The following is a 22,259-nucleotide window of genomic DNA, read 5'->3' as shown; positions in this document are numbered from 1 at the left end:
GGCGGTTCAGGGAGAATCCGGCGTGGGGACCCAAGCTACTTCTCGGTCGCAAGACCTGGATCCACACGGTCGCCCACGCCGGGCTCTCGGCACCCAAGGTGCCAGATTGGCAAGAGATAAGATCCACGCCATGCGTGGATGGTTCACTCGGAACAACCCGCGCGCCCTGTCAGGGCTTGCGCCGCGCATACCGCTGCGCGATCACACCGCAGACGATCAGCTGGATCTGGTGGTAGATCATCACCGGCAGCACGATCGCGCCGAGGCTGCCGCCGGCGAACAGCACCTTGGCGATCGGCACGCCGGTGGCCAGGCTCTTCTTCGAGCCACAGAACACGATGGCGATCTCGTCCTCGCGGTTGAAGCGCAGCCGGCGGGCGATGAAGGTGATCAGCGGCATGGCGATGCCGAGCAGCACGGCAGCCACCACGGCCACGGCCAGCAACGAGAGCAGCGGTGTCTTGCTCCACAACCCTTCGGTCACCGCTTCGCCGAACGCCGAATACACCACCAGCAGGATTGTGCCCTGGTCGGTGTAGCGCAGCAGCGCGCGCTGCTTCTCAACCCAGCCGGCAATCCACGGCCGCAGCAGGTGGCCGGCCACGAACGGCACCAGCAGCTGCAGCATGATGCCGCCGATCGCGTGCAGTGGGTCATGTACGCCGCCGGAGGTGCCGGCCAGCGCGGTCAGCAGCAGTGGGGTCAGGAACACGCCGAGGATGCTCGACAGCGAGGCGCTGCACACCGCTGCCGGCACGTTGCCGCGGGCCATCGAGGTGAACGCGATGGACGACTGCACGGTGGACGGCAGGGTGCACAGGAACAGCACGCCCAGGTACAGCTCCGGAGTCAGCAGCCAGCCCGACAGTGGCTTGAACATCAGCCCCAGCAGCGGGAACAGGATGAAGGTGCAGGCCAGGATGGTCAGGTGCAGCCGCCAGTGCAGCATGCCGCCGATGATCGACTCGCGCGGCAGGCGCGCACCATGCAGGAAGAACAGCGCGGCGATGGCGACGGTGGTGACATCGTCGAGGACGATGGCGGCGGCGCCCTTCATCGGCAGCAGCGAGGCCAGGCCGACGGTGCACAGCAGGGCGAGGGTGAAGTTGTCCGGTCGCAGGCGCGACCACCAGCGGGTCATGGTGGGCAGAGTCCTTGGTGCGGTGGAGTCAGGGCGAAGTGGATGGCGTGGCCAGGCGCTGGCGGGTGGCGGCTTCCAGCGACTTCAGGCCGGCACGCTGGCCGAGCTGCAGGGCCTGTTCCGGGCTGGCATGTTCGTAGCGTGCATTGACCAGGCCGAGCACGGCACCGGCGCGGTTGCCGGACGCGCAGTGCAGCAACACCGGCCCCTGGCTCTGCTGCAGGGCCTGGTGCACCGCGCGCACATTGGCCGCATCCAGGCCCTCGGCGCCGGCCATCGGAATGCGCACATAGCGCAGGCCCAGCGATTCGGCCGCGTGGATTTCATCGAAACCCCGGTCCTCGCCAGGCTGGCGCAGGTCGATCACCGTGCGTACGCCCCGTGCGGCCAGGGCCTGCAGCTGTGCGGCGCTGGGCTGGCCACCGGCATACAGGCCGGGACGGACTTCGTTGAGAGGCACGTCTTCGGCCAGGGCCGTCAGTGGCAGGCAGAGCGACAACAACAGCAGGCAGGTCAGGCGCAGCAGCATGGTCCTCTCCGTGAAAACGTCCTGCCGCTACAAGCGCAGTCCGGCGCGGGCCTTCAACAGCTCGCGCAGTTCGTATTTGTCAGTATCGTCCAGACCCTGCTGGCGCTGCTTTGCCAACAACTCCTCCAGACGTTGCACCAGCAGCTGTTTCTCCAGCTGGGCCACTGCGTCGTGCAGTTCCTGGGTCCAGCTGGCCTCGGTGCCGGGCAGCGTCTGTGCGGCCAATGTATGCAGCGAGGCCTGTTCCTCGCGGCCGTCGAAGTGTTCCAGCAGGGCGCCGGTGCTGATGTCCGGGCGCTGTTCGACCAGCCCCAGCAGCTCCAGAAGCAGTTCCACACCGGGCAGGCGCAGGCCCTGGAAGTGATGCTTGCCGCCCAGGGTCAGCGCCAGCGAGGGTTGCTGCAGCAGCACGGCGATCGCGCCGCGCACCAGGCTGCGCCTGGCCACCGGCTGGATCGTGCGCGAAGGCTGGCGTTGCGGCATCGGCGTGCGTGCAGCCTGGGCGTTGCCGCCGAGCCCGGTCAGCTGCGCCAGCTGCTGCTTCATCAGGTCGCCGAAGGCACCGTCGGGAATCTGCGCCAGCATCGGCTTTGCGCGCTCGGCCAGGCGTGCCTTGCCGTCCAGTGTGCCCAGGTTGATCTCGCGGGTCAGTTCATCGAAGAAGAACTGCGACAGCGGCGTGGCCTGCTTCAGGCGCTCGTTGAAGGCCTCGGCGCCTTCCTTGCGCACGATGGTGTCCGGGTCTTCGCCATCGGGCAGGAACAGGAAGAAGGCCTGGCGGCCGTCCTTCATGCGCGGCAGCACCGACTCCAGCGCCTTCCAGCCGGCGCGGCGGCCGGCGGCGTCGCCGTCGAAGCAGAAGAACACGTCCGGCGCGTTGCGGAACAGCAGCTCGGCATGGTCCGGCGTGGTTGCGGTACCCAGTGTTGCCACCGCCTGGGTGACACCGAACTGGAACAGCGAGACCACGTCCATGTAGCCCTCGACCACGATCAACCGCTCGATCTTCTGGTTGGCCTGGCGCACCTGCCACAGGCCGTACAGTTCGCGGCCCTTGTGGAACAGCGCGGTTTCGGGCGAGTTGAGGTACTTGGGGCCGTCGTCCTTCTCGAACACGCGGCCGCCGAAGGCGATCACCCGGCCGCGACGATCGAAGATCGGGAACATCACCCGGTCGCGGAACTTGTCGTAGACATGGCCGCGATCGTTCTTGGAGAACAGGCCGGCGCGGTCGAGCAGCTTCATGCGCCGCTCGTCCTTGCCCAGTGCATCGCGCAGGCCGCTGTACCCATCCGGCGCATAGCCGATCTGGAAGCGCGCGCGGTTCTCTTCGTCCACGCCACGCCCATCAAGGTAACTGCGTGCCTTGTCGCTGCCTTCCAGGTTCTTCTGGAAGAACCGGGCGGCGGCATCCAGTGCCGAATACAGCTCGCGGCTGTCGTCCTGCTGCTGGGGGCTGCGCGGGTTCTCGTTGCGCGGTACTTCCATGCCCGCGCGCTTGGCCAGCTCATCCACCGCGTCGAGGAACTCGAGGCGGTCGTAGTTCATCAGGAAGCTGATCGCGGTGCCGTGCGCGCCGCAGCCGAAGCAGTGATAGAACTGCTTGGTGGGCGAGACCGTGAACGACGCGGAGCGCTCGTCATGGAACGGGCAGCGCGCGGCGTACTCCTTGCCCTGGCGCTTCAAAGGCACGCGGCTGCCCACCACCTCGACGATGTCGGTGCGGGCGAGCAGGTCGTCGATGAAAGCGTCGGGGATACGGGCCATGGGCAACAGGGCAGGGCGCGGTGCAGGACCACGCGACGGAACCGGGGCGGTTGGCCTAGTTTACCCCCTGTCGGGCACCTGGCTGGCGGTTGCCGGATCAATGCCGGCTGCGGCCAGGTGATGACGCGCGCGCAGGCGCTCATCGATCACCGCCGTCATCAGGGCGCCAACGAAGAACACGACGGTGGCGTAGTAGATCCAGACCAGCGAGATCACCAGCGCGCCCATCGAGCCGTAGGCACTGCCGGGGGCCACGGTGGCGATGTAGACGCCGATGCCGTACCGGCCCAGTGCGAACAGTGCCGAGGTGATGACGCCGCCGATGAAGGCCTGGCGCCACGCCACGCGACGGTCTGGCAGGTAGTGGTACATGAAGGCGAAGCCGACTGCGTACAGCAGCAGGCTCGTGACGTACCCCAGCGCGGGCAGGATCGAGGGCAGTTGCGCGAAGGCCACCTGCAGCACCGTGGTGGCGGTCATCGACAGGATCAGCAGGAAGCCCAGCGCCAGCACCACGCCGAACGAGAACACGCGCTTGCGCAGCCAGGCCTTGAGGCCTTCCAGGCGCTCGCCGCTGGTGCGGAAGATCAGGTTCAGTGCGTTCTGCAGCTGGGCGAACACGGCGGTGGCGCCGACGAACAGCAGCAGCGTGCTCCACACACCCGCCAGCGAGCCGACATCCGGCTGGTTGTCGGCGTTCTTCAGAACGGTTTCGGCCACGGTGGCCGCGCTGCTGCCGGCCACCGAGCTGATCTGGTCGATCAGTGCCTGCTGGGCCGGTGGGTACAGCGAGGCGGTCAGCCACAGCAGCAGCACCAGCAACGGTGCCATCGACAGCAGGGCGTAGAAGGAGACGGAAGCTGCCTGGGTCAGCACGTCGACGTCGATGAAGCGCTTGGCCACCGCCATCGGGAAGCTGTCCTGCAGGCGCTTGATGTACTTGTGCAGTGACACGGGAACGTTGGGCTCGGGTTCAACCATGTGTGCGGTTGTAGCAGGCGACCGACGAAGGTGCGGTGAAGCGGGTGCATCAATGGGGTCAGAGCCCTTCCGCGTCGCGGAAGGGATCCGACCGCAAGTGCTGGATTACGCCAGCAGCTGCTTGACCAGCTTGGAGACCAGGCCCATGTCGGCCTGGCCGGCGAGCTTGGGCTTCAGTGCGCCCATCAGCTTGCCCATGTCGGCCGGGCCGGAGGCGCCGGTTTCGGCGATGGCGGCCTGGATGGCGGCCACGATCTCGGCTTCGCCCATCTTGGCCGGCAGGTAGGCTTCGATGACCACGATCTCGGCGCGCTCGATCTCGGCCAGGTCTTCGCGGTTGGCGGCTTCGTACTGGCTGACCGAGTCCTTGCGCTGCTTGACCATCTTGTCGAGCACGGCGACCACGGCGGTGTCGTCCAGTTCGATGCGCTCGTCCACTTCGCGCTGCTTGATGGCGGCATTGATCAGGCGGATCACGCCCAGCTTGTGCTTCTCGCCCGCCTTCATGGCGGCCTTCATGTCTTCGGTGAGCTGCTGCTTCATGCTCATGAGGAACCTCGTGGTGGTAGGTGGGGCGGGGGCGGATGCCCGAACCCGGAAACGCAAAAAGCCGGCGACGCTCGCGCGTGCCGGCTTCGGCTCCATCGCGACAGGCAGGCCCGCCGCAATGAAGATGCGTCCGATCAGTACAGGCGCTGACGCTTGGTGACGTCGCGCGACGAGCGGCGCAGCTGACGCTTCACAGCAGCGGCGGCCTTGCGCTTGCGCTCCTGGGTCGGCTTTTCGTAGAACTCGCGCTTGCGGGTTTCGGCCAGCACACCGGCCTTTTCGCAAGTGCGCTTGAAGCGGCGAAGAGCAAACTCGAAGGGCTCGTTCTCGCGGACTTTGACGCTGGGCATGGAATCTCCGGGACACAGTAGAACCGGGTCACGCCCGGCGAGCCGCACATTATAGCGGCGAATAGACAAACTGCAAGCGGCCAACCCTGAATACGGGCCGGAAGTTCGAAAGCAGTGAGATCTGCACATCCCCCGAGGGGGCGGCAGGGGCGTCATAATAGCAGGCATGCGAGTCCTTGGCATCGAATCTTCCTGTGATGAGACCGGCGTGGCGGTGTATGACACCGGCCTGTCCGGCAGCGCGGCCCTGCGCGCCCATGCGGTCTACAGCCAGATCGCCCTGCACGCCGAATATGGTGGTGTGGTGCCAGAACTGGCCAGCCGCGACCACGTCCGCAAGCTGCTGCCGCTGGTGCGCCAGACCCTGGCCGAAGCCGGTCTGGGGGTAGGCGATATCGATGGCGTGGCCTATACGGCCGGTCCCGGCCTGGTCGGCGCGCTGCTGGTGGGCGCGGGCGTGGCGCGTTCGCTGGCCTGGGCGCTGGAGGTACCGGCCGTGGGCGTACACCATATGGAAGGCCACCTGCTGGCCCCGCTGATGGAAGACGACCCGCCGGAAGCGCCGTTCGTGGCACTGCTGGTGTCCGGTGGCCATACCCAGCTGGTGGCGGTGGATGCGATCGGCCAGTACCGCCTGCTGGGCGAAACCCTGGACGATGCGGCCGGCGAGGCCTTCGACAAGACCGCCAAGCTGATGGGGCTGCCGTACCCCGGTGGCCCGCAGCTGGCCAGGCTGGCCGAGCAGGGCACGCCGGGCGCGTATCGCTTCGCGCGGCCGATGACCGACCGCCCGGGGCTGGATTTCAGCTTCTCCGGCCTGAAGACCCAGGTCCTGATGGCCTGGCGCGACAGCGACCAGAGCGAGCAGACCCGTGCCGACATCGCCCGGGGCTTTGAAGATGCGGTGGTCGAGACCCTGTCGATCAAGTGCGAGCGCGCGTTGGAAGCGGCGGGGACCAACGTGATCGTGGTGGCCGGCGGCGTCGGCGCCAACAAGCGCCTGCGCGCCCGCCTGCAGCAGATGGCCGAGCGCCTCGGCGGCCGCGCCTGCTTCCCGCGGCCGGCACTGTGCACCGACAACGGCGCGATGATCGCCTTCGCCGGCGCGCTGCGCCTGCAGGCCGGCCAGCACAGTCCGCCGAAGGTGGATGTGACCCCGCGCTGGGACATGGCGACCCTGCCGGCGGTGTGAACAGGTAGCGTCGGGCCACGGCCGGCGGACGCATTACCGATGCACTGCCAACGGCGACGCCGCCAGCACGGTTGTCGCCCGCTCATGGCGCTGCAGCCAGCCCAGCGTGTGTGGGCAGCGGGCATGGATCAGCCGCCCGATCGCGGCCAGGTCGGCGCCGATGTCGCGCTCGAGGATGGGCTCGTGATGGGCGATGCGGTTGCGCAGGTGGCGGATGCGGTCGAGGTCAGCATGGATGTTCGTGCGGACCACGCTGAGAGCATCCTGTGGCGCGTTCGGCAACGCAATCTTCAAGCCCCGCGCCCAGATGGCTCCCTCGAAGCGCCGCGTGAAAAGCTGCTGCCAGAAAGCGAAACGAAGACTGGCGATGATCTCCGGAGTGTCCATCCGAGGATCTGCCTGTCTATGGATATCCTGCAAGGCCGACAACGCGCCATCTGCTGGCATCCGCTGCAGCAGTGCAGGATGCCAGGGCCAGCGCGGCCCGAAGGTATGCGCCAGCGCCGCGGCCACCGCATTGCGGATTACGATTTCACAGACGTGCAGGGGAGATAGCAGCGCGCCGCACATCTGCATGTTCCATACGTAAAGTGAGGCGGCGTCCAAACAGTGCCGGTATGCAATGCGTTTGTACGTCGCCCACCGTGGGCGTGACAGCGCTGCCTGCAGGATTCGTTGCTCTCTCATCAAATACGGGACCACATGGCGGATCACTAGCCTGCGCTGGTTGCCGCAGGCGTGATATCGGGCAATGCCGCCGTGTCAGGCAGCAAAATTCCTGTATCGCCTTGGGCTTCCTCCAGTATGTCGTGATTGACTCTGGACCGTAGAGGAAATGAACGTCACGATCTGCATCGTGTGCTCCGGGACTCGCGGCTGGATTCCAGCTCCCCCCGGGGACGTTGAGAGGTACCAAAGGGCCCCGCTAGCAGGGCCCTTTGTTTTTTCCGGACCGCCCCACGCCGGTGGCCCGCCGCCCGTTCCGGGCAGGCTCACCGCCGTGCCGGTACCATGGCCGTCTGTATTCGGCTGGTAACCGCAATGGACAAGGTTTTCATCGAGGGGCTGACGATCGACGCCCTGATCGGCATCTACGATTGGGAGCGGCGGATCCGCCAGGACCTGGTGTTCGACCTGGAAATGGGCTTCGACAACCGTCGCCCCGCAGCCACCGATGACATCGCCCACACCCTGAACTACAAGGCGGTGAGCAAGCGCCTGGAACAGTTCGTGCGCGAGTCGGAGTTCGGCCTGGTCGAGACCCTGGCCGAACGTTGCGCGCAGATCGTGCTGGACGAATTCGATGTGAAGTGGCTGCGCCTGAAGCTGAGCAAGCCGGGCGCGGTGCGCGGCGCGCGCGCGGTGGGCGTGATCATCGAACGCACGCGGGACTGACCCGGTCGCGCCGGCCATTGGCCAGCAACCCCGGTAGTGCCGGCCGCTGGCCGGCAACCTTGGCAACAACGAAACAGACAGGAGACAACCGATGGTGGACGCGGTGGTGGCGGTACAGTGGCTGGAACGGCTGCAGAACACACTGGAACCCTATCCTGGCGCCTACCTGGCGTTGATGATCTCGGCGCTGCTGATCGCCGCTGGCCTGGCCAACTGGGTGACCAAGCGCATCCTGCTGCGCGGGCTGCGACGCCTGCTCAGCCGCCTGCCGGGCGCTGATACCGGCCGTGGCAGCCACCTGATGCGGGTGATCTCGCGTCTGTCCAATGTGGTGCCCAGCCAGGTGATCGCCTCGGGCATCCGCATCGTGCCGGACCTGCCGCCGGGGCTGGTGAGCTTCATCATCGGCGCCTGCCAGGCGTGGGCGATCCTGACCGTGGTGCTGGCCATCTCGCATGCGCTGGATGCGGCCAATGATCTCTACGAGCGCCGCCCCGAGGCACGCAACAAGCCGATCAAGGGGTACCTGCAGGTCGCCAAGATCGTCATCTTCGTGATCGCCGGCCTGTCGATCGTTGCCACCCTGGCCGGCGTCGACCTCCGCTATCTGGTCACCGGTCTCGGCGCCGCCACCGCAGTGCTGATGCTGATCTTCCAGGACACCATCCTGTCGCTGGTGGCCAGCGTACAGATCAGTGGCGATGGTCGCGTGCGCATCGGTGACTGGATCGAGATGCCCAGCCAGAACGCCGACGGTGATGTGATCGACATCGCCCTGCACACCATCACCGTGCAGAACTTCGACAAGACCATCACCACCATCCCGACCAAGAAGCTGGTGACCGAGTCGTTCAAGAACTGGCGCGGCATGCAGGAGGCCGGTGGCCGCCGGATCAAGCGCGCGCTGTACCTGGACCAGCACAGCGTCGGCTTCCTGGATGAGGGCGACCTGGCCTTCCTCGGTGAATTCGCGCTGCTGCGCGACTACCTGCAGGCCAAGGAGCAGGAGCTGGGGCAGTGGAACGGGCGCCTGCGCGAGCAGGGCGTGGCCGAGGTCAACAGCCGCCGGGTGACCAACCTGGGTACCTTCCGGGCCTATGTGGAGCGCTACCTGCGCAGCCACCCGGGCATCCATACCGACATGACCCTGCTGGTACGCCAGCTGCAGCCGACCACCGAAGGCCTGCCGCTGGAGCTGTACTGCTTCACCCGCAGCACCGCCTGGGGTGAGTACGAGGCGGTGCAGTCGGACATTTTCGACCACCTGCTGGCGATCCTGCCGGCCTTCGGCCTGCGGGTGTTCCAGGCCTCCAGCGACGCCATGTTGATGGCCGGGCAGCGCCAGTTGGCCGGCTCGGAGTAAGCTGCGGTGCCCCCGGCGGGGCCATACGGACCCCGCTGGTGGCTGAAACTGAATGAACAAACCCCTCGCCAAATCGTCCGGGATCGCTAGAATGCCGGGTTTGTAAACGTTTTCATCAAGGACTGCCGGTGGCCTCCGATCGCATCGAATCCCTCATTGCCCAGATGACCGTCGAGGAAAAGGTCGGCCAGCTGGGTGTCTTCGCGGACATGGTCCGCCCGTTCGCCCCGGACGTGAACCCGGAAGCCAACGTGCGCAATGCCGACCAGGTGCTGCAGCAGGTGCGCGAGGGCAAGGTCGGCTCGCTGTTCAATGGTGTGGGCGCCGAACTGGGCCGCCGGATCCAGCAGGTCGCCACCGAAGAGAGCCGTCTGGGCATCCCGGTGATCCTGGCGGCCGACGTCATCCACGGCATGCGCACCGTGTTCCCGATTCCGCTGGGCGAGGCCGCCAGCTTCGAGCCGGCGCTGGCCGAGCGCACCGCGCGCGCCACCGCCATCGAGGCCACCGCTGCCGGCCTGCACTGGACCTATGCCCCGGCCGTGGACATCGCCCGCGACCAGCGCTGGGGCCGTGGCGCCGAAGGTGCCGGTGAGGACGTGGTGCTGGGCTGTGCCTTTGCCGCCGCCCGCGTGCGCGGCTTCCAGGGCAGCGACCTGCGCGCCGCCGATTCGCTGCTGGCCACGCCGAAGCACTTCGCCGCCTATGGCGCGGTGATGGCCGGCATGGAATACAACATGGTGGACATCTCGCCGCAGACCCTGCGCGACGTGCACCTGCCACCGTTCAAGGCCGCCTTCGACGCCGGCGCGATCACCGTGATGTCCTCGTTCAACGACATCAATGGCGTGCCGGCCAGTGCCAACGCCGAACTGCTGACCGACATCCTGCGCGGTGAGTGGAAGTTCCCGGGCGTGGTGATCTCCGATTACACCGCCGACATGGAACTGGTCGCCCACGGCTACGCCGCCGACGACCGCGACGCCACTGCCAAGGCGTTCACCGCCGGCCTGGACCTGAGCATGCAGAGCGGCTTCTACGCCGAGCACCTGCCGGGCCTGGTCGAGAGCGGCGAGGTGCCGATGGCGGTGCTGGATGAGGGCGTGCGCCGCATCCTGTGGCTGAAGGAAACCATCGGCCTGTTCGACGACCCGTACCGTTCGCTGGACCCGGTGCGCGAAGCCGATACCTCGTACCTCGCCGCGCATGACGAACTGTCGCGCGATGCCGCGCGCCGTTCGATCGTGCTGCTGAACAACCGTGACAACGTGCTGCCGCTGCAGAAGACCGGGCAGAAGATCGCGCTGATCGGCCCGTTCGTGCAGGACCGCGAGAACATTGAAGGCTGCTGGACCCTGTTCGGCGACAAGCAGCGTTACGTGGACCTGGAAACCGGCGTGCGCGCCGCCATCGGCGATGAAGCGCTGCTGGAGATCGTGCCGGGCTGCGAACTGGAAACCGCCATTCCGGGCGGCACCGAAGCAGCGGTGGCTGCCGCGCTGCGCGCCGACGTGGTGGTGCTGGCGCTGGGCGAACCGCAGCGCTACAGCGGTGAAGCGCAGTCGCGCGTGGAGATCACCCTGCCGCCGGCACAGCAGGCACTGGCCGAGGCGGTGGCGATGACCGGCAAGCCGCTGGTGGTGCTGCTGCGCAACGGCCGCGCGCTGGCATTGCAGGGCGCGGTGCGCAACGCGCACGCGGTGGCGGTCACCTGGTACCTGGGCACGCAGACCGGCCATGCCGTGGCTGATGTGCTGTTCGGCGACTACAGCCCGTCCGGCCGCCTGCCGGTCAGCTTCCCGCAGGTGTCCGGCCAGCAGCCGTACTTCTACAACCACCCGCGCACCGGCCGCCCGGAACTGCCGACCATGTCGGAGTTCAAGGCTCGCTGGCGCGAGATCCCGAACGAGCCGCTGTACCCGTTCGGCCACGGCATCGGCTACACCACCTTCGCCTACGGCGTGCCGCAGCTGAGTGCGGCGCAGCTCGGCTGGGACGACACCCTGACCATCACCACCACGCTGACCAACAGCGGCGACATGGCCGGCGAGGAAGTGGTGCAGCTGTACATCCACGACCGCGTGGCCAGCCGCGTGCGTCCGGTGCGTGAACTGAAGGACTTCCGCAAGGTGGCACTGCAGCCAGGCGAGTCGACCGACGTGGTGTTCACCCTCACCCGCGAGCAACTGGCCTTCACCGGCCGCGACGGCGTGCTGCGTGCCGAACCGGGCCACTTCGACCTGTGGGTCTGCGCGTCCTCGGCGGCCGGCGAAGCCGTGCAGTTCGAGCTGCTGAAGGCCTGATCGAAGAAAAAGGGGACGGAGGGGATTAAGTCGTTTGTGCCACTAACGACTTAATCCCCTCCGTCCCCTTTTTGTTGTCCTCACCGCGGCGGCGCTACCATCGGGCTCCCTGTTTCGATGGAGTGCGCGCATGCGCCGGATGGCTTGTCTGATTCCCGCCCTGATGCTGGCCGCCTGTTCGCAGCCGGCGGCACCCCCGGCCGAGCCTGCGGCGGATGCACCGCCGCCGATGGAGGCCAGCGCCCCGGCAACGCCTGCGGCGTCTGCCACTGAACCCGCTGCTTCGGCACCGGCCGCGCCCGCAGCGGAAGCGCCGGCCGAAGACGCACGCGCGCGCATCGAAACGCTGCTTGGCGATGCGGCGCAGTTCGAGAAGGTCTTCAATGCGTTCAAGGCCGCCGTGGTTGGCGGCGATCGCGCTGCGGTGGTCGAGGAAGTGCGCTTTCCATTGAACGTCGGTAGCGGAAAGAAGATCACCGGCCCCGGTGAGTTCCAGCGCAACTACGAGAAGATCATCACCCCGGCGGTGGTCAAGGCGGTGTCCGAGCAGGATTTCGGCAAGGTGTTCGTCAACCAGCAGGGCGTGATGATCGGCAGCGGCCAGGTGTGGTTGAACGGGCAGTGCCTGGACCAGGCCTGCACGAAGACCGAGGTGAAGGTCATCACCATCCAATGAACGCAGACGGCCCCGCGTGCGGGGCCGTTTGGCAAGGTGGTGCCGGCCGCTGGCCGGCAACCGCAGGATGTCGGAAGGATCCAGGTGCCGGCCAGCGCCCGGCACCGGCGGGCATCAGGTCTTCGGGGTGAGCTTCAGCAGGCGCGCCTTGCTGCCGTCTTCCAGCAGCCACAGGGCGCCATCCGGGCCCTGTTCCACTTCGCGGATGCGCTCGCCCATGTTGAAGCGTTCGGCTTCGCGCGCGCTGTCGCCATCAAACGCCACACGCACCAGCGAGGTCGACGACAGGCCGCCGATGAAGCCGCTGCCCTTCCACTGCGGGAACAGGTTGCCGCTGTAGATCACGAAGCCGGCCGGCGAGATCACTGGCGTCCAGGTCACCTTCGGCGCGGCGAATTCCGGGCGCGTGTCGTGGTCGGGAATCGGCCGGCCGTCGTAATGGTCACCATTGGAAACGATCGGGTAGCCGTAGTTGGCGCCGCGCACGATCAGGTTCAGTTCGTCACCGCCGGCCGGGCCCATCTCGTGTGCCCACAGCTTGCCGTTGGCATCGAAGGCCATGCCGAGGATGTTGCGGTGGCCCAGTGACCACACCTGCGCGGCCACGCCGCCCTGCGAGGCGAACGGGTTGTCGGCGGGCAGGCTGCCATCATCGTTGAGGCGGATGATCTTGCCGAGGTTGCCGCCCATGTCCTGCGCCGGATCGAACTTCTGGCGCTCGCTGGAGCTGATCCACAGCTTGCCGTCCGGGCCGAAAGCAAGGCGATGGCCGTAGTGGCCTTCACCACTCACCTTCGGGCTCTGTCGCCAGATCACCTTCAGGTCCTTCAGCTGGCCGGCACCGTTGGCATCCAGCGCCAGCGTGGCACGGGCCACGGCAGCGCCGCGGGTGTCCAGCGTGCCTTCCTCGGCATAGCTGAGGTAGATCACGTGGTTGCTCGCGAATTGCGGGTGCAGGATCACGTCACCGAAGCCGCCCTGGCCGCCGTAAGCGACCTTCGGAACGCCGGTGATCTCATGCTTCTGGCCGCTGGCCAGGTCCAGGTGCTGCAGCTTGCCGCGCTTTTCGGTGACCAGCAGGCTGCCGTCCGGCAGGAAGGTCATCGCCCACGGCTGGTCGAACCGGCTGATTTCGGTGGCGGTGAACGGGCGCTGGTCGGCAGTGGTGGAGGCTGCGGGCGCTGCGGTCTGGGCGCCGTTGGCGGCCGGGTCGGCGGCATTGCAGGCGGAGGTGGCAAGGATCGGCACCAGGCCGAGGGCGAGCAGCAGGGGCGTGCGGGTCATGGGTATCTCCAGTGCGGGGATGCGGATGGCCGGGCTGTCCCTTGTATACCACCGGCGCCGTGAGCGTCGTGGCCCGAAGGTCCTGCGACCCCTGTGCGAGCGCGGCGGGATCGTCTAGGGTGGGCACGCCCGGGCAAAGCGTGCCCGTCTGCCTGCCAAGGATCTGCAATGAACACTGCCATGCCCCACAAGCCCTCCACCGCCTTCATCGCCGCCTCATGGGTGGCCCTGCTGCTGGGTGCGGCGGCCTACCTGATCGGTCTGTTCAACGCCACGATGGCGCTCAACGAAAAGGGCTACTACCTGACCCTGCTGCTGTTCGGCCTGTTCGCGGCGGTGTCGCTGCAGAAGAGCGTGCGTGACCGCGTCGAGGGCATTCCGGTGAGTGGCCTGTACTACGCGCTGTGCTGGTTCGCACTGCTGTCGGCGTTGATGCTGCTGCTGGTTGGCCTGTGGAATGCCACGCTGGCACCGAGCGAGAAGGGCTTCTACGGCATGGCGTATGCACTGTCGCTGTTCGGCGCGGTGGCGGTGCAGAAGAACACCCGCGACCTGATCGCCGCCGGTGGCGGTGAGAGCAAGCGCAGCGCGGTCGTGCCGCCGCTGCCGGAACAGGAGTGAATGTGTAGAGCCGGGCCCATGCTCGGCTGTCCCGCGGCGTTTGCGGAGTCGAGCCGAGCGTAGGCTCGGCCCGACAAAAGCGTGGCGCTATCGCTTCAACAGCGGATCCGCCTGCTGCGCGTCCTCCCAGCCACGGCGCACGGCATTGCGTGCCTGCGCCCATTCCAGCCGGCTGCGGCCACGCTCGCTGGCCCAGCGCGACTCCAGTTCAGCTTCGACCTGTTCGTAGGCGCGGATCATGTCCTGCGCACGCGCGGCATGGCCGATGCGGTAGGCCGGTTCATAGTCCTCGAAGAACAGCTGGTCGTCGTAGTACGGTTCGGCGGTGTAGCGTTCGCGCCAGTAGTTGCTGACCGCATCGCGCGGCGTGCTGTCGTCCGGTACGCGGCCGGGGATCTGGTACTCGGTCATGGAAGGCTCCGTTGTGGACGAAGCCTGATCCTGCCTGCGTGGCGGTTAACGGCCCGGTCCGGCAGCGTGATCACCAGATCAATCCGCCGGGCATGGCCCGGCGCTATCGGTCATCCGGCGTCGGCATCTTTTCGCGGCAGCTTGTAGATCACCGCGCCGATGGCGAACGCCACCAGCGCAGCAGCGATGTTCTGCCAGCTGGCACTGGCGAACAGCGCCAGGCACAGCAGCAGCGCGAGTACCGGAATCAGCGGGCCACCCGGCAGTTTCAGTGCGCCCGGCCGGTCCGCATAGCGCTTGGCCAGCACCAGTACCGCAGCGGCCGTTCCGATGTAGGCGAACAGGCGCGTGGTCATCGACAGCAGGGCCAGCTGCACGAACGAACCGGACAGGGCCAGGCCCAGCGCGATCAAACCCTGGCACAGGATCGACGCGGCTGGCGTGTGGAAGCGCGGATGCACCTGCGCCAGGATCTTCGGCCCATAGCCATCGCGGGCCAGTGCGAACAGGAAGCGCGGGCCCATCATCATCGTGTTGCTGTTGGTGCCGAGGATGGAGATGGTCGCGCCTACGGTGAGGATCAGCGCCAGTGCTTCGCCGCCGAAGCCGGCAGCGGCATCGGCCAGCGGCGTGGCCGAGCTGGCCAGGCCGGCCAGCGTGCCCTGTGCCACCACCTGCACCGCGCCGTAGATGACGGTGACGGTGATGATCATGGTGATCAGCGCGAACGGAATATCGCGACGCGGATTACGGTACTCGCCGGCGGCGGCCGGGATGTTCTCGAAGCCGGCGTAGGCGTACAGCAGCAGCAGGGCAGCTTCGCCCATGCGCTGCAGGTCGTGCGGGTCCGGGCGCTGGCCGGAGAACGCCAGCTGCGGGTCGATGTAGAACGCACCGATGGCCACGAACAGCAGCAGCGGCAACATCTTGCCGATCACCAGCACCACGCCGGTGCGCGCAGCCGAGCGCACGCCGATGATGTTGACGCCGGTGAGGAAGCCCAGCGACACCACGATCACCGCGATGCGCCCCATGCCGGCACCGGCCCACGGCCAGAAGCGCGCGACCGCATCGGCCAGCGCGTTGCTGAGTGCGGCCGCCGAGCTGATGCGGGTCAGCCAGATCATCCAGCCGATCTCAAACCCGGCGAAGCGCCCGAACGCCTCGCGTGCATACAGGTAGCTGCCACCGGGCTCATCGAAGTAGCTGGCGGCCTGCGCGTAGCACAGCACCAGCAGGGCGACCACGATGCCGGCGGCGACCACGCCCCACAGGCTGAAGGGGCCGAGCAGAGCGACGGTGGCGGCCGGCAGCAGGTAGATGCCGCTGCCGATCACATCGTTGATCGACAGGCCGACGATCTGCCAGCGGCTGACCGCGCGCTGCAGCTGCGGTTCGTCCTGCGCGCTCAACGGGCGTCTCCGCGCAGTGCGGGCAGTTGCCACTGGGCCTGCAGGCGCGTGTACTCGGCGCGCGGCAGCAGCACGAAGCGCGGCGCATCCTGCGGCCGCAACCAGTCCAGCAGGGCCTGCATGCGGGCCTGCGGCATGGCGGTGCAGCCGGCCGTGGCCTCACCGGGTTGGCGCCACAGATGGGCGAAGATGCAGCTGCCCTTGCCGGGCTGGTTGTCTGGGTTGTGGGCGATCACGAAGCCCTCCTGGTAACGCACGTCGCCCTTGTTGTGCAGATCCAGCCGCATCGGCTCGGTGGAGCCTTCCACAGCTGCCTTGCCGACCTTCTTCGCGTCGACGATGCGGTTGTAGAACGGCGACGCCGGCACATCCATGCAGTAGCTGCTGTCGAGCATCGGCTGGTAGGGCATGGCGGTGCCGGGGCGGGTGACGGCATAGCCGAACGCGCTGCCGAGCGTGAACACGCCTGCCGGGCTGCGGCCATCGCCTTCCTGCTTCTGCGGGCCATCGGCCTGCGCCGGGTGCAGGCCCAGGCCCCAGGCGCTGCCGGTGCGGCCCAGTGCCACCGGGAACGCCTCTCCATGTGCGTGCCAGCCCTTGCCATCACGCACGTAGGCCTGCAGCTGGCCCTGTGTGCTGTCCCAGCTTTCGCTGGTGACCACGATCAGCTGGCGCGCACCCTGCAGCGGCGCAGCGTGGACGGATACCGCCGCGGCAAGCAGCAGTGCAGCGGTAGCGAGACGGACCAGCGATTTCATCAACAGGTGCTCCGGTCAGGAATCCAGCAGGTGGTCGATCCGCTCCAGGTTCACCGCCAGCTGCTGCTGGCGGTCCGGATTGGTGTGGCAGAGCAGCACGAACAGGAAATCGAGCAGGGCGTGCATGGCGCTACGGTACAGCAGCTGCGCGACCTGCGGCGTGCGCTCGTGCGCACACACCACCAGCGCTGCGTCAGCATGCGCGCGCAGCGGGTTGGCGGTATGGCGGGTGATGGAAATCACCTTGCCACCCATGTCCTGGAACTGGCGCGACAGCTGCGAAAGCTGAGGCAGGTTGCCGAATTCGGAGAACACCAGCAGCGCATCACCGGGGCGCGCGGCCGACAGGTTGGCCAGCATCAGGATCGGGTCGGTATGTGGCACCACCAGCAGGCCGAGCAGCGACAGCCGCATGGCGAACTCGCGGGCATACAGGCCGTCGTCACCCAGGCCGTACACGAACAGCTTGGGCGCGCCGTCGAGCAGCTGCACGATGCGCTCGATTTCCTCGCGTGGGTTGGCCTGGCGGGTTTCCTCTTCGGCCTGTGCCTTGCTGCGGCGCAGGGTGTCGCCCAGGCGCAGGTAGTCGTCGCCGCTGTCGGGTTCGCTGGGGGCCTGCTGCGGATCGGCGCCAGCACGGGCGACATCCTGGCCGATGGAGTACTTCAGGTCCGGGTAGCCCTTGAAGCCGAGCTTCTGGCTGAACTTCACCACGCTGGACTGGCTGATGCCCAGCGCGCTGGCCAGCTGCTGGGACGAGTAGTCGCGCAGCAGGTGGGCGTTGTCGAGGATGAAGTCGGCGATGCGGCGCTCGATGGCCGACATCTGCCCGCGCTCGGAACGGATCTTCAGCAGGGGCGGCATGCGGGGTGTCCGGGCATGTGTAGGCGCGTTGCGGTTGGCAGCATAGAGCAGATTATGTGGTGGCTCGGGCGGGCGGGGTTTGCGGGGGACGCCGCAAGTACGTCCGTGTAGGCTTGGCCGCCGCATCCATGCGGCGGACACCCCCGCAAGCCCCGCCCGCCCGACCCCGGACAGATCGCGCGCGTGCCAGCCGCGAAGAGGATACGAGGTAGAGCAGAAGCAGGAGCATCCACGCGTGGCGTGGATCTACCCGGAGCTGTCGTTGAGTCCGCCTTCAAGCGAGCCGAGCACCGCAGGTCCGGCGAGGGCGAAGAGGCGCGGGTGTTTGAGCGCAGCGAGTTCCGCGCCGTCCCTCGACGGACCGAGGAGCGCAGGGTACCGGCGTGCGCAGCACGTCGGCTCGCGGCCGGCGGAGCGTTTCTTTTGGTTACTTTTCTTTCCGCGGAAAGAAAAGTAACGCGCGACCAAGCGTCAGTCACCCGTGGCCGCTGTAGAGTCGAGCCATGCTCGACTGTGCGGTTCAACCCAGCATCTCCAGCCCACGCACCTCAGTAATGCCCAGCCCCGGTACGTCGCTGATGCTGATCTCCGATTCGTTGAAATGCACGCCGCCGCTAACCGGGTCGAACTGGCCCAGCGAGGGACCGTCGAGGTCAACCTTGGTGATCACATCACTCTTGGCCACGGCCAGGTGCACGGCGGCAGCCACGCTGATGCTCGACTCGATCATGCAGCCGATCATGCACGGCACGCCGTAGATGCCGGCGGTGTCGGCGATGCGGATCGCGTTGGACAGGCCGCCGGTCTTCATCAGCTTGATGTTGATGATGTCGGCCGCGCGCTGCTGGATCAGGTCCATCACCTGGCTGGGGCTGAACACGCTTTCATCGGCCATCACCGGCGTGTTGACGCGATCGGTGACGTACTTCAGCCCGCTGATATCGGCGGCTTTCACCGGCTGCTCCAGCAGCTCCAGTACCACGCCGGCCTCTTCCAGCGTACGCATCGCATGCACCGCCTGCTTGGCGGTCCAGCCCTGGTTGGCATCCAGTCGCAGCAGGGCGCGGCCTTCCACGGCGGCATGGATCGCCTTGACCCGTTCGATGTCCAGGCCGATGTCCTTGCCGACCTTGATCTTCAGCGACTCGAAGCCGCGTTCGATCGCCGAAAGCGAATCGGCCACCATCTTGTCGATGTAGTCCACGCTGATGGTGATGTCGGTGGTGATCACCGGGTCGCCACCACCGAGCATCTGGTACAGCGGCGCACCGTGCAGCTGCGCCCACAGGTCGTACAGCGCGATCTCCACCGCTGCCTTGGCGCTGGTGTTGCGCTCCATCGCGGTCTGCACCAGCGTGCACAGACGGTTGAGGTTGACCACGTCCTGGCCGATCAGGCGCGGGGCGATGAAGTGGCGGATCGCTTCGATGATCGAGCCGTGCGTATCGCCGGTGATCACCGCGGTGGCCGGGGCTTCACCGTAACCGGTGTTGCCGGTGTCGGTGCGGATCAGTACGACCACGTCTTCCACGGTTTCCACCGTGCGCAGGGCAGTCTTGAACGGCGTCTTCAGCGGCACGCGCAGCATGCCCAGTTCGATGGCAGTGATCTTCATTCAGGGGGTCTTGGCCCGCAGGCGCTGGATGTTGGTGATGCGGTCGATGTAGCGGACGGTATCGCTGGCCATCATCGGCTCCAGCGGCGTGACCGAAACACCATTGAGATGGGCCTGCACACGTCTGCCATCGGCACCGAACCAGCTGCCGCCCGCCGTATCGTGGATCACCCAGGTGCGGCCGTCGACGTGGCCAATGGCCATCATCACGTGGCCGGGGATGTAGACCAGGTCGCCGACCTGTAGTTCGGTGACCGCACGGTCGCGCGCGGCCTTGCCGACCTTGTCGGTGAACGGCAGGCGATCCAGTGCCGGGCTGACCGCCTGTGCACTGGTATTGCGCGGCAGCAGCACGCCGAAGCTGCGGTAGATCTCGGAGACGAACCCGCTGCAGTCACGGGTGTCGTAGTCATGGCCCCAGCCGTAGCGTTCGCCCAGGAACTTGAAGGCCTGCTGCAGCAGCAGGCGCGGGGTCAGTGGCAGGTAGTCGGCGGCGGTGTCCTGCGAGCGCGGCAGCAGCGCCGGTACGAGCTTCAGACGCCCATCGGCCTCGCGCACCGGCAACTGCACCACCCACGAGGCATGCGCCTGCTGGCCGTTCACCGGCTCTGACGCAGGCCAGTCGGCCAGCACCGGCAGGCGCACGCCCATGTCCAGCTGCAGGCGCGATACGCGCGGTTCCTCCGGGGTGTAGACGGTCTGCGCGGTGGCGCCGGTGACAATGCGGTACGGGCCCTTCGCGCCGTAGCCGAGCACCGTGGCCTTGTCGCCGCTGGCGATGGCATCGGCTTCGATCCACGCGCTGTAGCGCTCGCTGTGCACGAACAGCCAGCGGCCGTCGGCACTGCGGTGAACCACCGCGACCTTGTCGCCGGGGAACAGCGCCGATTCCTGGAAGCGGTCGATGTCGGTATCACCGGTGGTGCTGAAGACGCGCTCGCGGGTGGGGAAGGTACGCAGTGCCGCGCGCTTCACCACCAGCCCGTAGGCCGGTGCCACCTGGGCAGGAATCGCATCGAGGCCGAGGTTGGCTTCGATGCCGCTGCGCAGCGCGGGGGCGATGGCCTGGCCCGTCTCGTTGAACAGTGCACGCGTGGGCCAGCTGGACAGCGCGCTGATGCTGGCACGCACCGTCGCCGCATCAAGCTGGGCGGGCAGTGTGGCGATGTCCTGGATATGGCTGTCCTGCGCACGCATCCGCGCGTTCTGCGCCTCGATCTGTGTGCGATCCAGAATCGGCGCATCAGCGTTGTCCAGGCGCGCGGCCCAGTACTGCGGGGTGAGGTAGGCCTCGTGCAGGCCGATCACATAGGGCAGCGGCGCACCCGGGTCGGGCGGCGGTGCCGCCTGTGCAAAGGCCGGTGCGGCCAGCAGGCACAGGGCCAGGGTCAACCGGCGCGGCCAACGCCGGTGCGGTTCGCGGGAAGCCAGGCTCATGCGGTGCACACCCTCCTCGAATGCCTGTTGGAATATTTATTCCTTTTGGCATCGAAAGCAAGAATAAATTATTGACCGGCATCCCGGCCCGTGTTACACAGCCGTTACCACCCGCGCTGGGGAAGTGTCGCTGTGGATCCTGCCGTTCGCAAACCGCGTCTGCCTGCTGCTGCCGGCCTGTGTGCCGCGCTGCTGCTGTGGGCGTCGGCCACGCAGGCGGCAGACGGGCGCAGCAGCCAGCAGCGGGCGCGCGAAACGCAGGTGATCGACCTGATCGACAGCGGCCGCTTCAGCGACGCCGATGCGCTGCTGGCGACCGGGAGCGATGCTGCCGAAGGCGCGTTCCAGCGTGAGCGCATGCGCCGCATCCGCCAGGATTTTTCCCTCGACGAAACCGCCGCCAAGGCGGCCGTGCGCCGCTGGATTCCCGACCTGACCGACGAGGAGTTCGCGCGGTGGGATCAACTCGGCCTGATCGAGCATCTCGATATCGATGGTACGCGTTGGTATTTCAAGCGCGCACCGTCGAACCTGTTCCTGCTCAGTGACGAAGCACGCGCACGCCGCCGCGCGGATGCACCGATGTCACCGCCGGGCCCGAACGAAGTGCTCAACGCGCACCACGCGCGCGTGCTTGCCGCAGCCGAACAGAGTGGCCAGGCGTCCGTACTGCCGCAGCGCATTGAGTTCACCCAGTCGCTCACGGTGAAAGCCGATGCCGTCCCGGCGGGTGAAACCGTACGCGCCTGGATTCCATACCCGCGCGAGATCCCGGGCCAGCAGGAACAGGTGCAGTGGCTGGGCAGCGCCCCGGGCAAGGCACGGGTGGCACCGGCCAGTACCCTGCAGCGCACCGCCTACCTGGAAGCCAAAGCCGTAGCCGGCAAGCCGACCCGGTTCGAGATCCGCTATGCGGTAACGGTCTTCGCGCGACACACCGCGATCGATCCTGCGAAGGTGCAGGCCACCCCGAATGATCCCGCATTGAAGCCCTATCTGGCCGAGCAGCTGCCGCATGTGCGTTTCACCCCGGCGCTGAAGCTGTTCTCCGAGCAGGTGCTGCAGGGCGAGACGCGCCCCTATGAAGTGGTGCGCAAGCTGTTTGCCGCCGTGGACCGCATTCCATGGGCCGGTGCGCGCGAATACTCGACGCTCAGCAACATCAGTGATCATGCGCTGCGCGCCGGCCATGCGGATTGCGGGCAGCAGACCCTGCTGCTGATCGCGCTGCTGCGCATGAACGGCATTCCTGCACGCTGGCAGTCGGGCATGGTGTTCTCCAGCGACGGCAGCGGCTACAACAACCTGCATGACTGGGGACAGGTCTACCTGGCGCCATACGGCTGGCTGCCGATGGACGTGACCACCGGCGCGCTTGCCAGCGATGTGCCGGCACTGCGCGATTTCTATCTGGGTGGCCTCGACGGCTACCGCATTGCTTTCAACGACGATTTCGGCCAGCCCTTCGTGCCGGCCAAGCAGCACTTCCGCTCGGAAACGGTCGACTCGCAGCGCGGCGAGGCCGAGTGGGCAGGCGGCAACCTGTACTTCGACCAATGGAGCTACGACTTCCAGTGGCGGGTACTGCCAGCCAGGCAACGCTAGCGCGAC

At 67.1% G+C, this 22,259-nt stretch carries 21 protein-coding genes; 7 read left to right on the top strand and 14 right to left on the bottom strand.

Annotated features, from left to right (window positions below; genetic code table 11):
• Nucleotides 1-169: 169 nt before the first annotated feature.
• From AC5P67_RS18500 to rpsU, 6 genes are all read right to left on the bottom strand, one after another.
• A complete protein-coding gene (locus AC5P67_RS18500) occupies nt 170-1,141 on the bottom strand; it encodes a bile acid:sodium symporter family protein (protein ID WP_049396182.1) in 972 nt (323 codons plus the stop codon).
• 28 nt (nt 1,142-1,169) lie between these two features.
• Nucleotides 1,170-1,670, bottom strand: a complete 501-nt coding sequence (locus AC5P67_RS18495) for a protein tyrosine phosphatase family protein (RefSeq protein ID WP_495215065.1) — start codon at nt 1,668-1,670, stop codon at nt 1,170-1,172.
• Between the two features lie 27 nt (nt 1,671-1,697).
• The gene (gene dnaG / locus AC5P67_RS18490; protein ID WP_033833640.1) at nt 1,698-3,437 is read right to left on the bottom strand and encodes a DNA primase; all 1,740 of its coding nucleotides are present in this window, start codon (nt 3,435-3,437) and stop codon (nt 1,698-1,700) included.
• A 60-nt stretch (nt 3,438-3,497) separates the two neighbouring features.
• A complete protein-coding gene (locus AC5P67_RS18485; protein WP_049396179.1) occupies nt 3,498-4,418 on the bottom strand; it encodes a YihY/virulence factor BrkB family protein in 921 nt (306 codons plus the stop codon).
• A 105-nt stretch (nt 4,419-4,523) separates the two neighbouring features.
• Nucleotides 4,524-4,967 (bottom strand): GatB/YqeY domain-containing protein, encoded by a 444-nt coding sequence (locus AC5P67_RS18480; RefSeq protein ID WP_062606923.1) that lies wholly within the window; start codon nt 4,965-4,967, stop codon nt 4,524-4,526.
• A gap of 134 nt (nt 4,968-5,101) precedes the next feature.
• A complete protein-coding gene (gene rpsU, locus AC5P67_RS18475; protein WP_002808376.1) occupies nt 5,102-5,317 on the bottom strand; it encodes a 30S ribosomal protein S21 in 216 nt (71 codons plus the stop codon).
• A gap of 166 nt (nt 5,318-5,483) precedes the next feature.
• On the opposite strand from rpsU, the gene tsaD reads away from it, so the two are divergent.
• Nucleotides 5,484-6,509 (top strand): tRNA (adenosine(37)-N6)-threonylcarbamoyltransferase complex transferase subunit TsaD, encoded by a 1,026-nt coding sequence (gene tsaD / locus AC5P67_RS18470; protein ID WP_032966370.1) that lies wholly within the window; start codon nt 5,484-5,486, stop codon nt 6,507-6,509.
• A gap of 33 nt (nt 6,510-6,542) precedes the next feature.
• On the opposite strand, the gene AC5P67_RS18465 is transcribed toward tsaD, so the two are convergent.
• On the bottom strand, nt 6,543-7,196 hold the full coding sequence (locus tag AC5P67_RS18465) for a hypothetical protein (protein WP_049396178.1): 654 nt from the start codon (nt 7,194-7,196) through the stop codon (nt 6,543-6,545).
• Between the two features lie 354 nt (nt 7,197-7,550).
• Between AC5P67_RS18465 and folB the strand changes: the two genes are divergently transcribed.
• From folB to AC5P67_RS18445, 4 genes are all read left to right on the top strand, one after another.
• Entirely contained in the window at nt 7,551-7,904 is a 354-nt protein-coding gene (folB, locus tag AC5P67_RS18460) for a dihydroneopterin aldolase (protein WP_005407807.1), read from the top strand.
• A 91-nt stretch (nt 7,905-7,995) separates the two neighbouring features.
• A complete protein-coding gene (locus AC5P67_RS18455) occupies nt 7,996-9,267 on the top strand; it encodes a mechanosensitive ion channel family protein (RefSeq protein ID WP_005407808.1) in 1,272 nt (423 codons plus the stop codon).
• A gap of 128 nt (nt 9,268-9,395) precedes the next feature.
• Nucleotides 9,396-11,570 (top strand): glycoside hydrolase family 3 N-terminal domain-containing protein, encoded by a 2,175-nt coding sequence (locus AC5P67_RS18450; protein WP_495215062.1) that lies wholly within the window; start codon nt 9,396-9,398, stop codon nt 11,568-11,570.
• 130 nt (nt 11,571-11,700) lie between these two features.
• On the top strand, nt 11,701-12,246 hold the full coding sequence (locus tag AC5P67_RS18445) for a hypothetical protein (protein ID WP_180874409.1): 546 nt from the start codon (nt 11,701-11,703) through the stop codon (nt 12,244-12,246).
• Nucleotides 12,247-12,360: 114 nt separating this feature from the next.
• Here the strand turns inward: AC5P67_RS18445 and AC5P67_RS18440 are convergent, their stop codons facing one another.
• Nucleotides 12,361-13,530: a PQQ-dependent sugar dehydrogenase gene (locus tag AC5P67_RS18440; protein WP_012478946.1), complete on the bottom strand. Its 1,170-nt coding sequence runs from the start codon at nt 13,528-13,530 to the stop codon at nt 12,361-12,363.
• A gap of 168 nt (nt 13,531-13,698) precedes the next feature.
• On the opposite strand from AC5P67_RS18440, the gene yiaA reads away from it, so the two are divergent.
• Nucleotides 13,699-14,151 (top strand): inner membrane protein YiaA, encoded by a 453-nt coding sequence (gene yiaA / locus AC5P67_RS18435; protein ID WP_005407812.1) that lies wholly within the window; start codon nt 13,699-13,701, stop codon nt 14,149-14,151.
• Nucleotides 14,152-14,238: 87 nt separating this feature from the next.
• On the opposite strand, the gene AC5P67_RS18430 is transcribed toward yiaA, so the two are convergent.
• The 6 genes from AC5P67_RS18430 to AC5P67_RS18405 all read right to left on the bottom strand — a co-directional run bounded on the left by AC5P67_RS18430 (nt 14,239) and on the right by AC5P67_RS18405 (nt 20,648).
• Nucleotides 14,239-14,562, bottom strand: coding sequence for a hypothetical protein (locus AC5P67_RS18430; RefSeq protein ID WP_005412038.1), 324 nt, complete (start codon nt 14,560-14,562; stop codon nt 14,239-14,241).
• 110 nt (nt 14,563-14,672) lie between these two features.
• On the bottom strand, nt 14,673-15,974 hold the full coding sequence (locus AC5P67_RS18425; RefSeq protein WP_005407814.1) for an APC family permease: 1,302 nt from the start codon (nt 15,972-15,974) through the stop codon (nt 14,673-14,675).
• Complete coding sequence (locus AC5P67_RS18420) at nt 15,971-16,732, bottom strand: L,D-transpeptidase family protein (protein ID WP_495215061.1); 762 nt, start codon at nt 16,730-16,732, stop codon at nt 15,971-15,973. The genes AC5P67_RS18425 and AC5P67_RS18420 overlap by 4 nt, the downstream gene beginning before the upstream one ends.
• Before the next feature lie 15 nt (nt 16,733-16,747).
• Nucleotides 16,748-17,596 carry a MurR/RpiR family transcriptional regulator gene (locus AC5P67_RS18415; protein WP_005407816.1) on the bottom strand — a complete coding sequence of 283 codons (849 nt, stop codon included), beginning with the start codon at nt 17,594-17,596 and terminating at the stop codon, nt 16,748-16,750.
• Nucleotides 17,597-18,116: 520 nt separating this feature from the next.
• Nucleotides 18,117-19,211 carry a dipeptide epimerase gene (locus tag AC5P67_RS18410; protein ID WP_111189101.1) on the bottom strand — a complete coding sequence of 365 codons (1,095 nt, stop codon included), beginning with the start codon at nt 19,209-19,211 and terminating at the stop codon, nt 18,117-18,119.
• Nucleotides 19,212-20,648, bottom strand: coding sequence for a C40 family peptidase (locus AC5P67_RS18405; protein ID WP_111189100.1), 1,437 nt, complete (start codon nt 20,646-20,648; stop codon nt 19,212-19,214).
• A 132-nt stretch (nt 20,649-20,780) separates the two neighbouring features.
• Between AC5P67_RS18405 and AC5P67_RS18400 the strand changes: the two genes are divergently transcribed.
• Entirely contained in the window at nt 20,781-22,253 is a 1,473-nt protein-coding gene (locus AC5P67_RS18400; protein WP_049460875.1) for a transglutaminase-like domain-containing protein, read from the top strand.
• The last annotated feature ends 6 nt before the right edge of the window (nt 22,254-22,259 follow it).

The sequence above is a fragment of the Stenotrophomonas sp. YJH_SMC_21 genome (genome assembly GCF_059369555.1).
The sequence above is the reverse complement of the archived record's forward strand: the minus strand, read 5'-3'. Positions and strand labels throughout refer to the sequence as shown.

What these genes read in the sequence shown, in the direction of transcription:
- dnaG (WP_033833640.1), bottom strand. Translation starts at nt 3,437, where the DNA reads ATGGCCCGTATCCCCGACGCTTTCATCGACGACCTGCTCGCCCGCACC.
- AC5P67_RS18410 (WP_111189101.1), bottom strand. Translation starts at nt 19,211, where the DNA reads ATGAAGATCACTGCCATCGAACTGGGCATGCTGCGCGTGCCGCTGAAG.
- AC5P67_RS18440 (WP_012478946.1), bottom strand. Translation starts at nt 13,530, where the DNA reads ATGACCCGCACGCCCCTGCTGCTCGCCCTCGGCCTGGTGCCGATCCTT.
- rpsU (WP_002808376.1), bottom strand. Translation starts at nt 5,317, where the DNA reads ATGCCCAGCGTCAAAGTCCGCGAGAACGAGCCCTTCGAGTTTGCTCTT.
- AC5P67_RS18495 (WP_495215065.1), bottom strand. Translation starts at nt 1,670, where the DNA reads ATGCTGCTGCGCCTGACCTGCCTGCTGTTGTTGTCGCTCTGCCTGCCA.
- AC5P67_RS18465 (WP_049396178.1), bottom strand. Translation starts at nt 7,196, where the DNA reads ATGAGAGAGCAACGAATCCTGCAGGCAGCGCTGTCACGCCCACGGTGG.
- AC5P67_RS18455 (WP_005407808.1), top strand. Translation starts at nt 7,996, where the DNA reads ATGGTGGACGCGGTGGTGGCGGTACAGTGGCTGGAACGGCTGCAGAAC.
- AC5P67_RS18405 (WP_111189100.1), bottom strand. Translation starts at nt 20,648, where the DNA reads ATGAGCCTGGCTTCCCGCGAACCGCACCGGCGTTGGCCGCGCCGGTTG.
- AC5P67_RS18415 (WP_005407816.1), bottom strand. Translation starts at nt 17,596, where the DNA reads ATGCCGCCCCTGCTGAAGATCCGTTCCGAGCGCGGGCAGATGTCGGCC.
- AC5P67_RS18430 (WP_005412038.1), bottom strand. Translation starts at nt 14,562, where the DNA reads ATGACCGAGTACCAGATCCCCGGCCGCGTACCGGACGACAGCACGCCG.
- AC5P67_RS18500 (WP_049396182.1), bottom strand. Translation starts at nt 1,141, where the DNA reads ATGACCCGCTGGTGGTCGCGCCTGCGACCGGACAACTTCACCCTCGCC.
- folB (WP_005407807.1), top strand. Translation starts at nt 7,551, where the DNA reads ATGGACAAGGTTTTCATCGAGGGGCTGACGATCGACGCCCTGATCGGC.
- tsaD (WP_032966370.1), top strand. Translation starts at nt 5,484, where the DNA reads ATGCGAGTCCTTGGCATCGAATCTTCCTGTGATGAGACCGGCGTGGCG.
- AC5P67_RS18445 (WP_180874409.1), top strand. Translation starts at nt 11,701, where the DNA reads ATGCGCCGGATGGCTTGTCTGATTCCCGCCCTGATGCTGGCCGCCTGT.
- AC5P67_RS18485 (WP_049396179.1), bottom strand. Translation starts at nt 4,418, where the DNA reads ATGGTTGAACCCGAGCCCAACGTTCCCGTGTCACTGCACAAGTACATC.
- AC5P67_RS18420 (WP_495215061.1), bottom strand. Translation starts at nt 16,732, where the DNA reads ATGAAATCGCTGGTCCGTCTCGCTACCGCTGCACTGCTGCTTGCCGCG.
- yiaA (WP_005407812.1), top strand. Translation starts at nt 13,699, where the DNA reads ATGAACACTGCCATGCCCCACAAGCCCTCCACCGCCTTCATCGCCGCC.
- AC5P67_RS18480 (WP_062606923.1), bottom strand. Translation starts at nt 4,967, where the DNA reads ATGAGCATGAAGCAGCAGCTCACCGAAGACATGAAGGCCGCCATGAAG.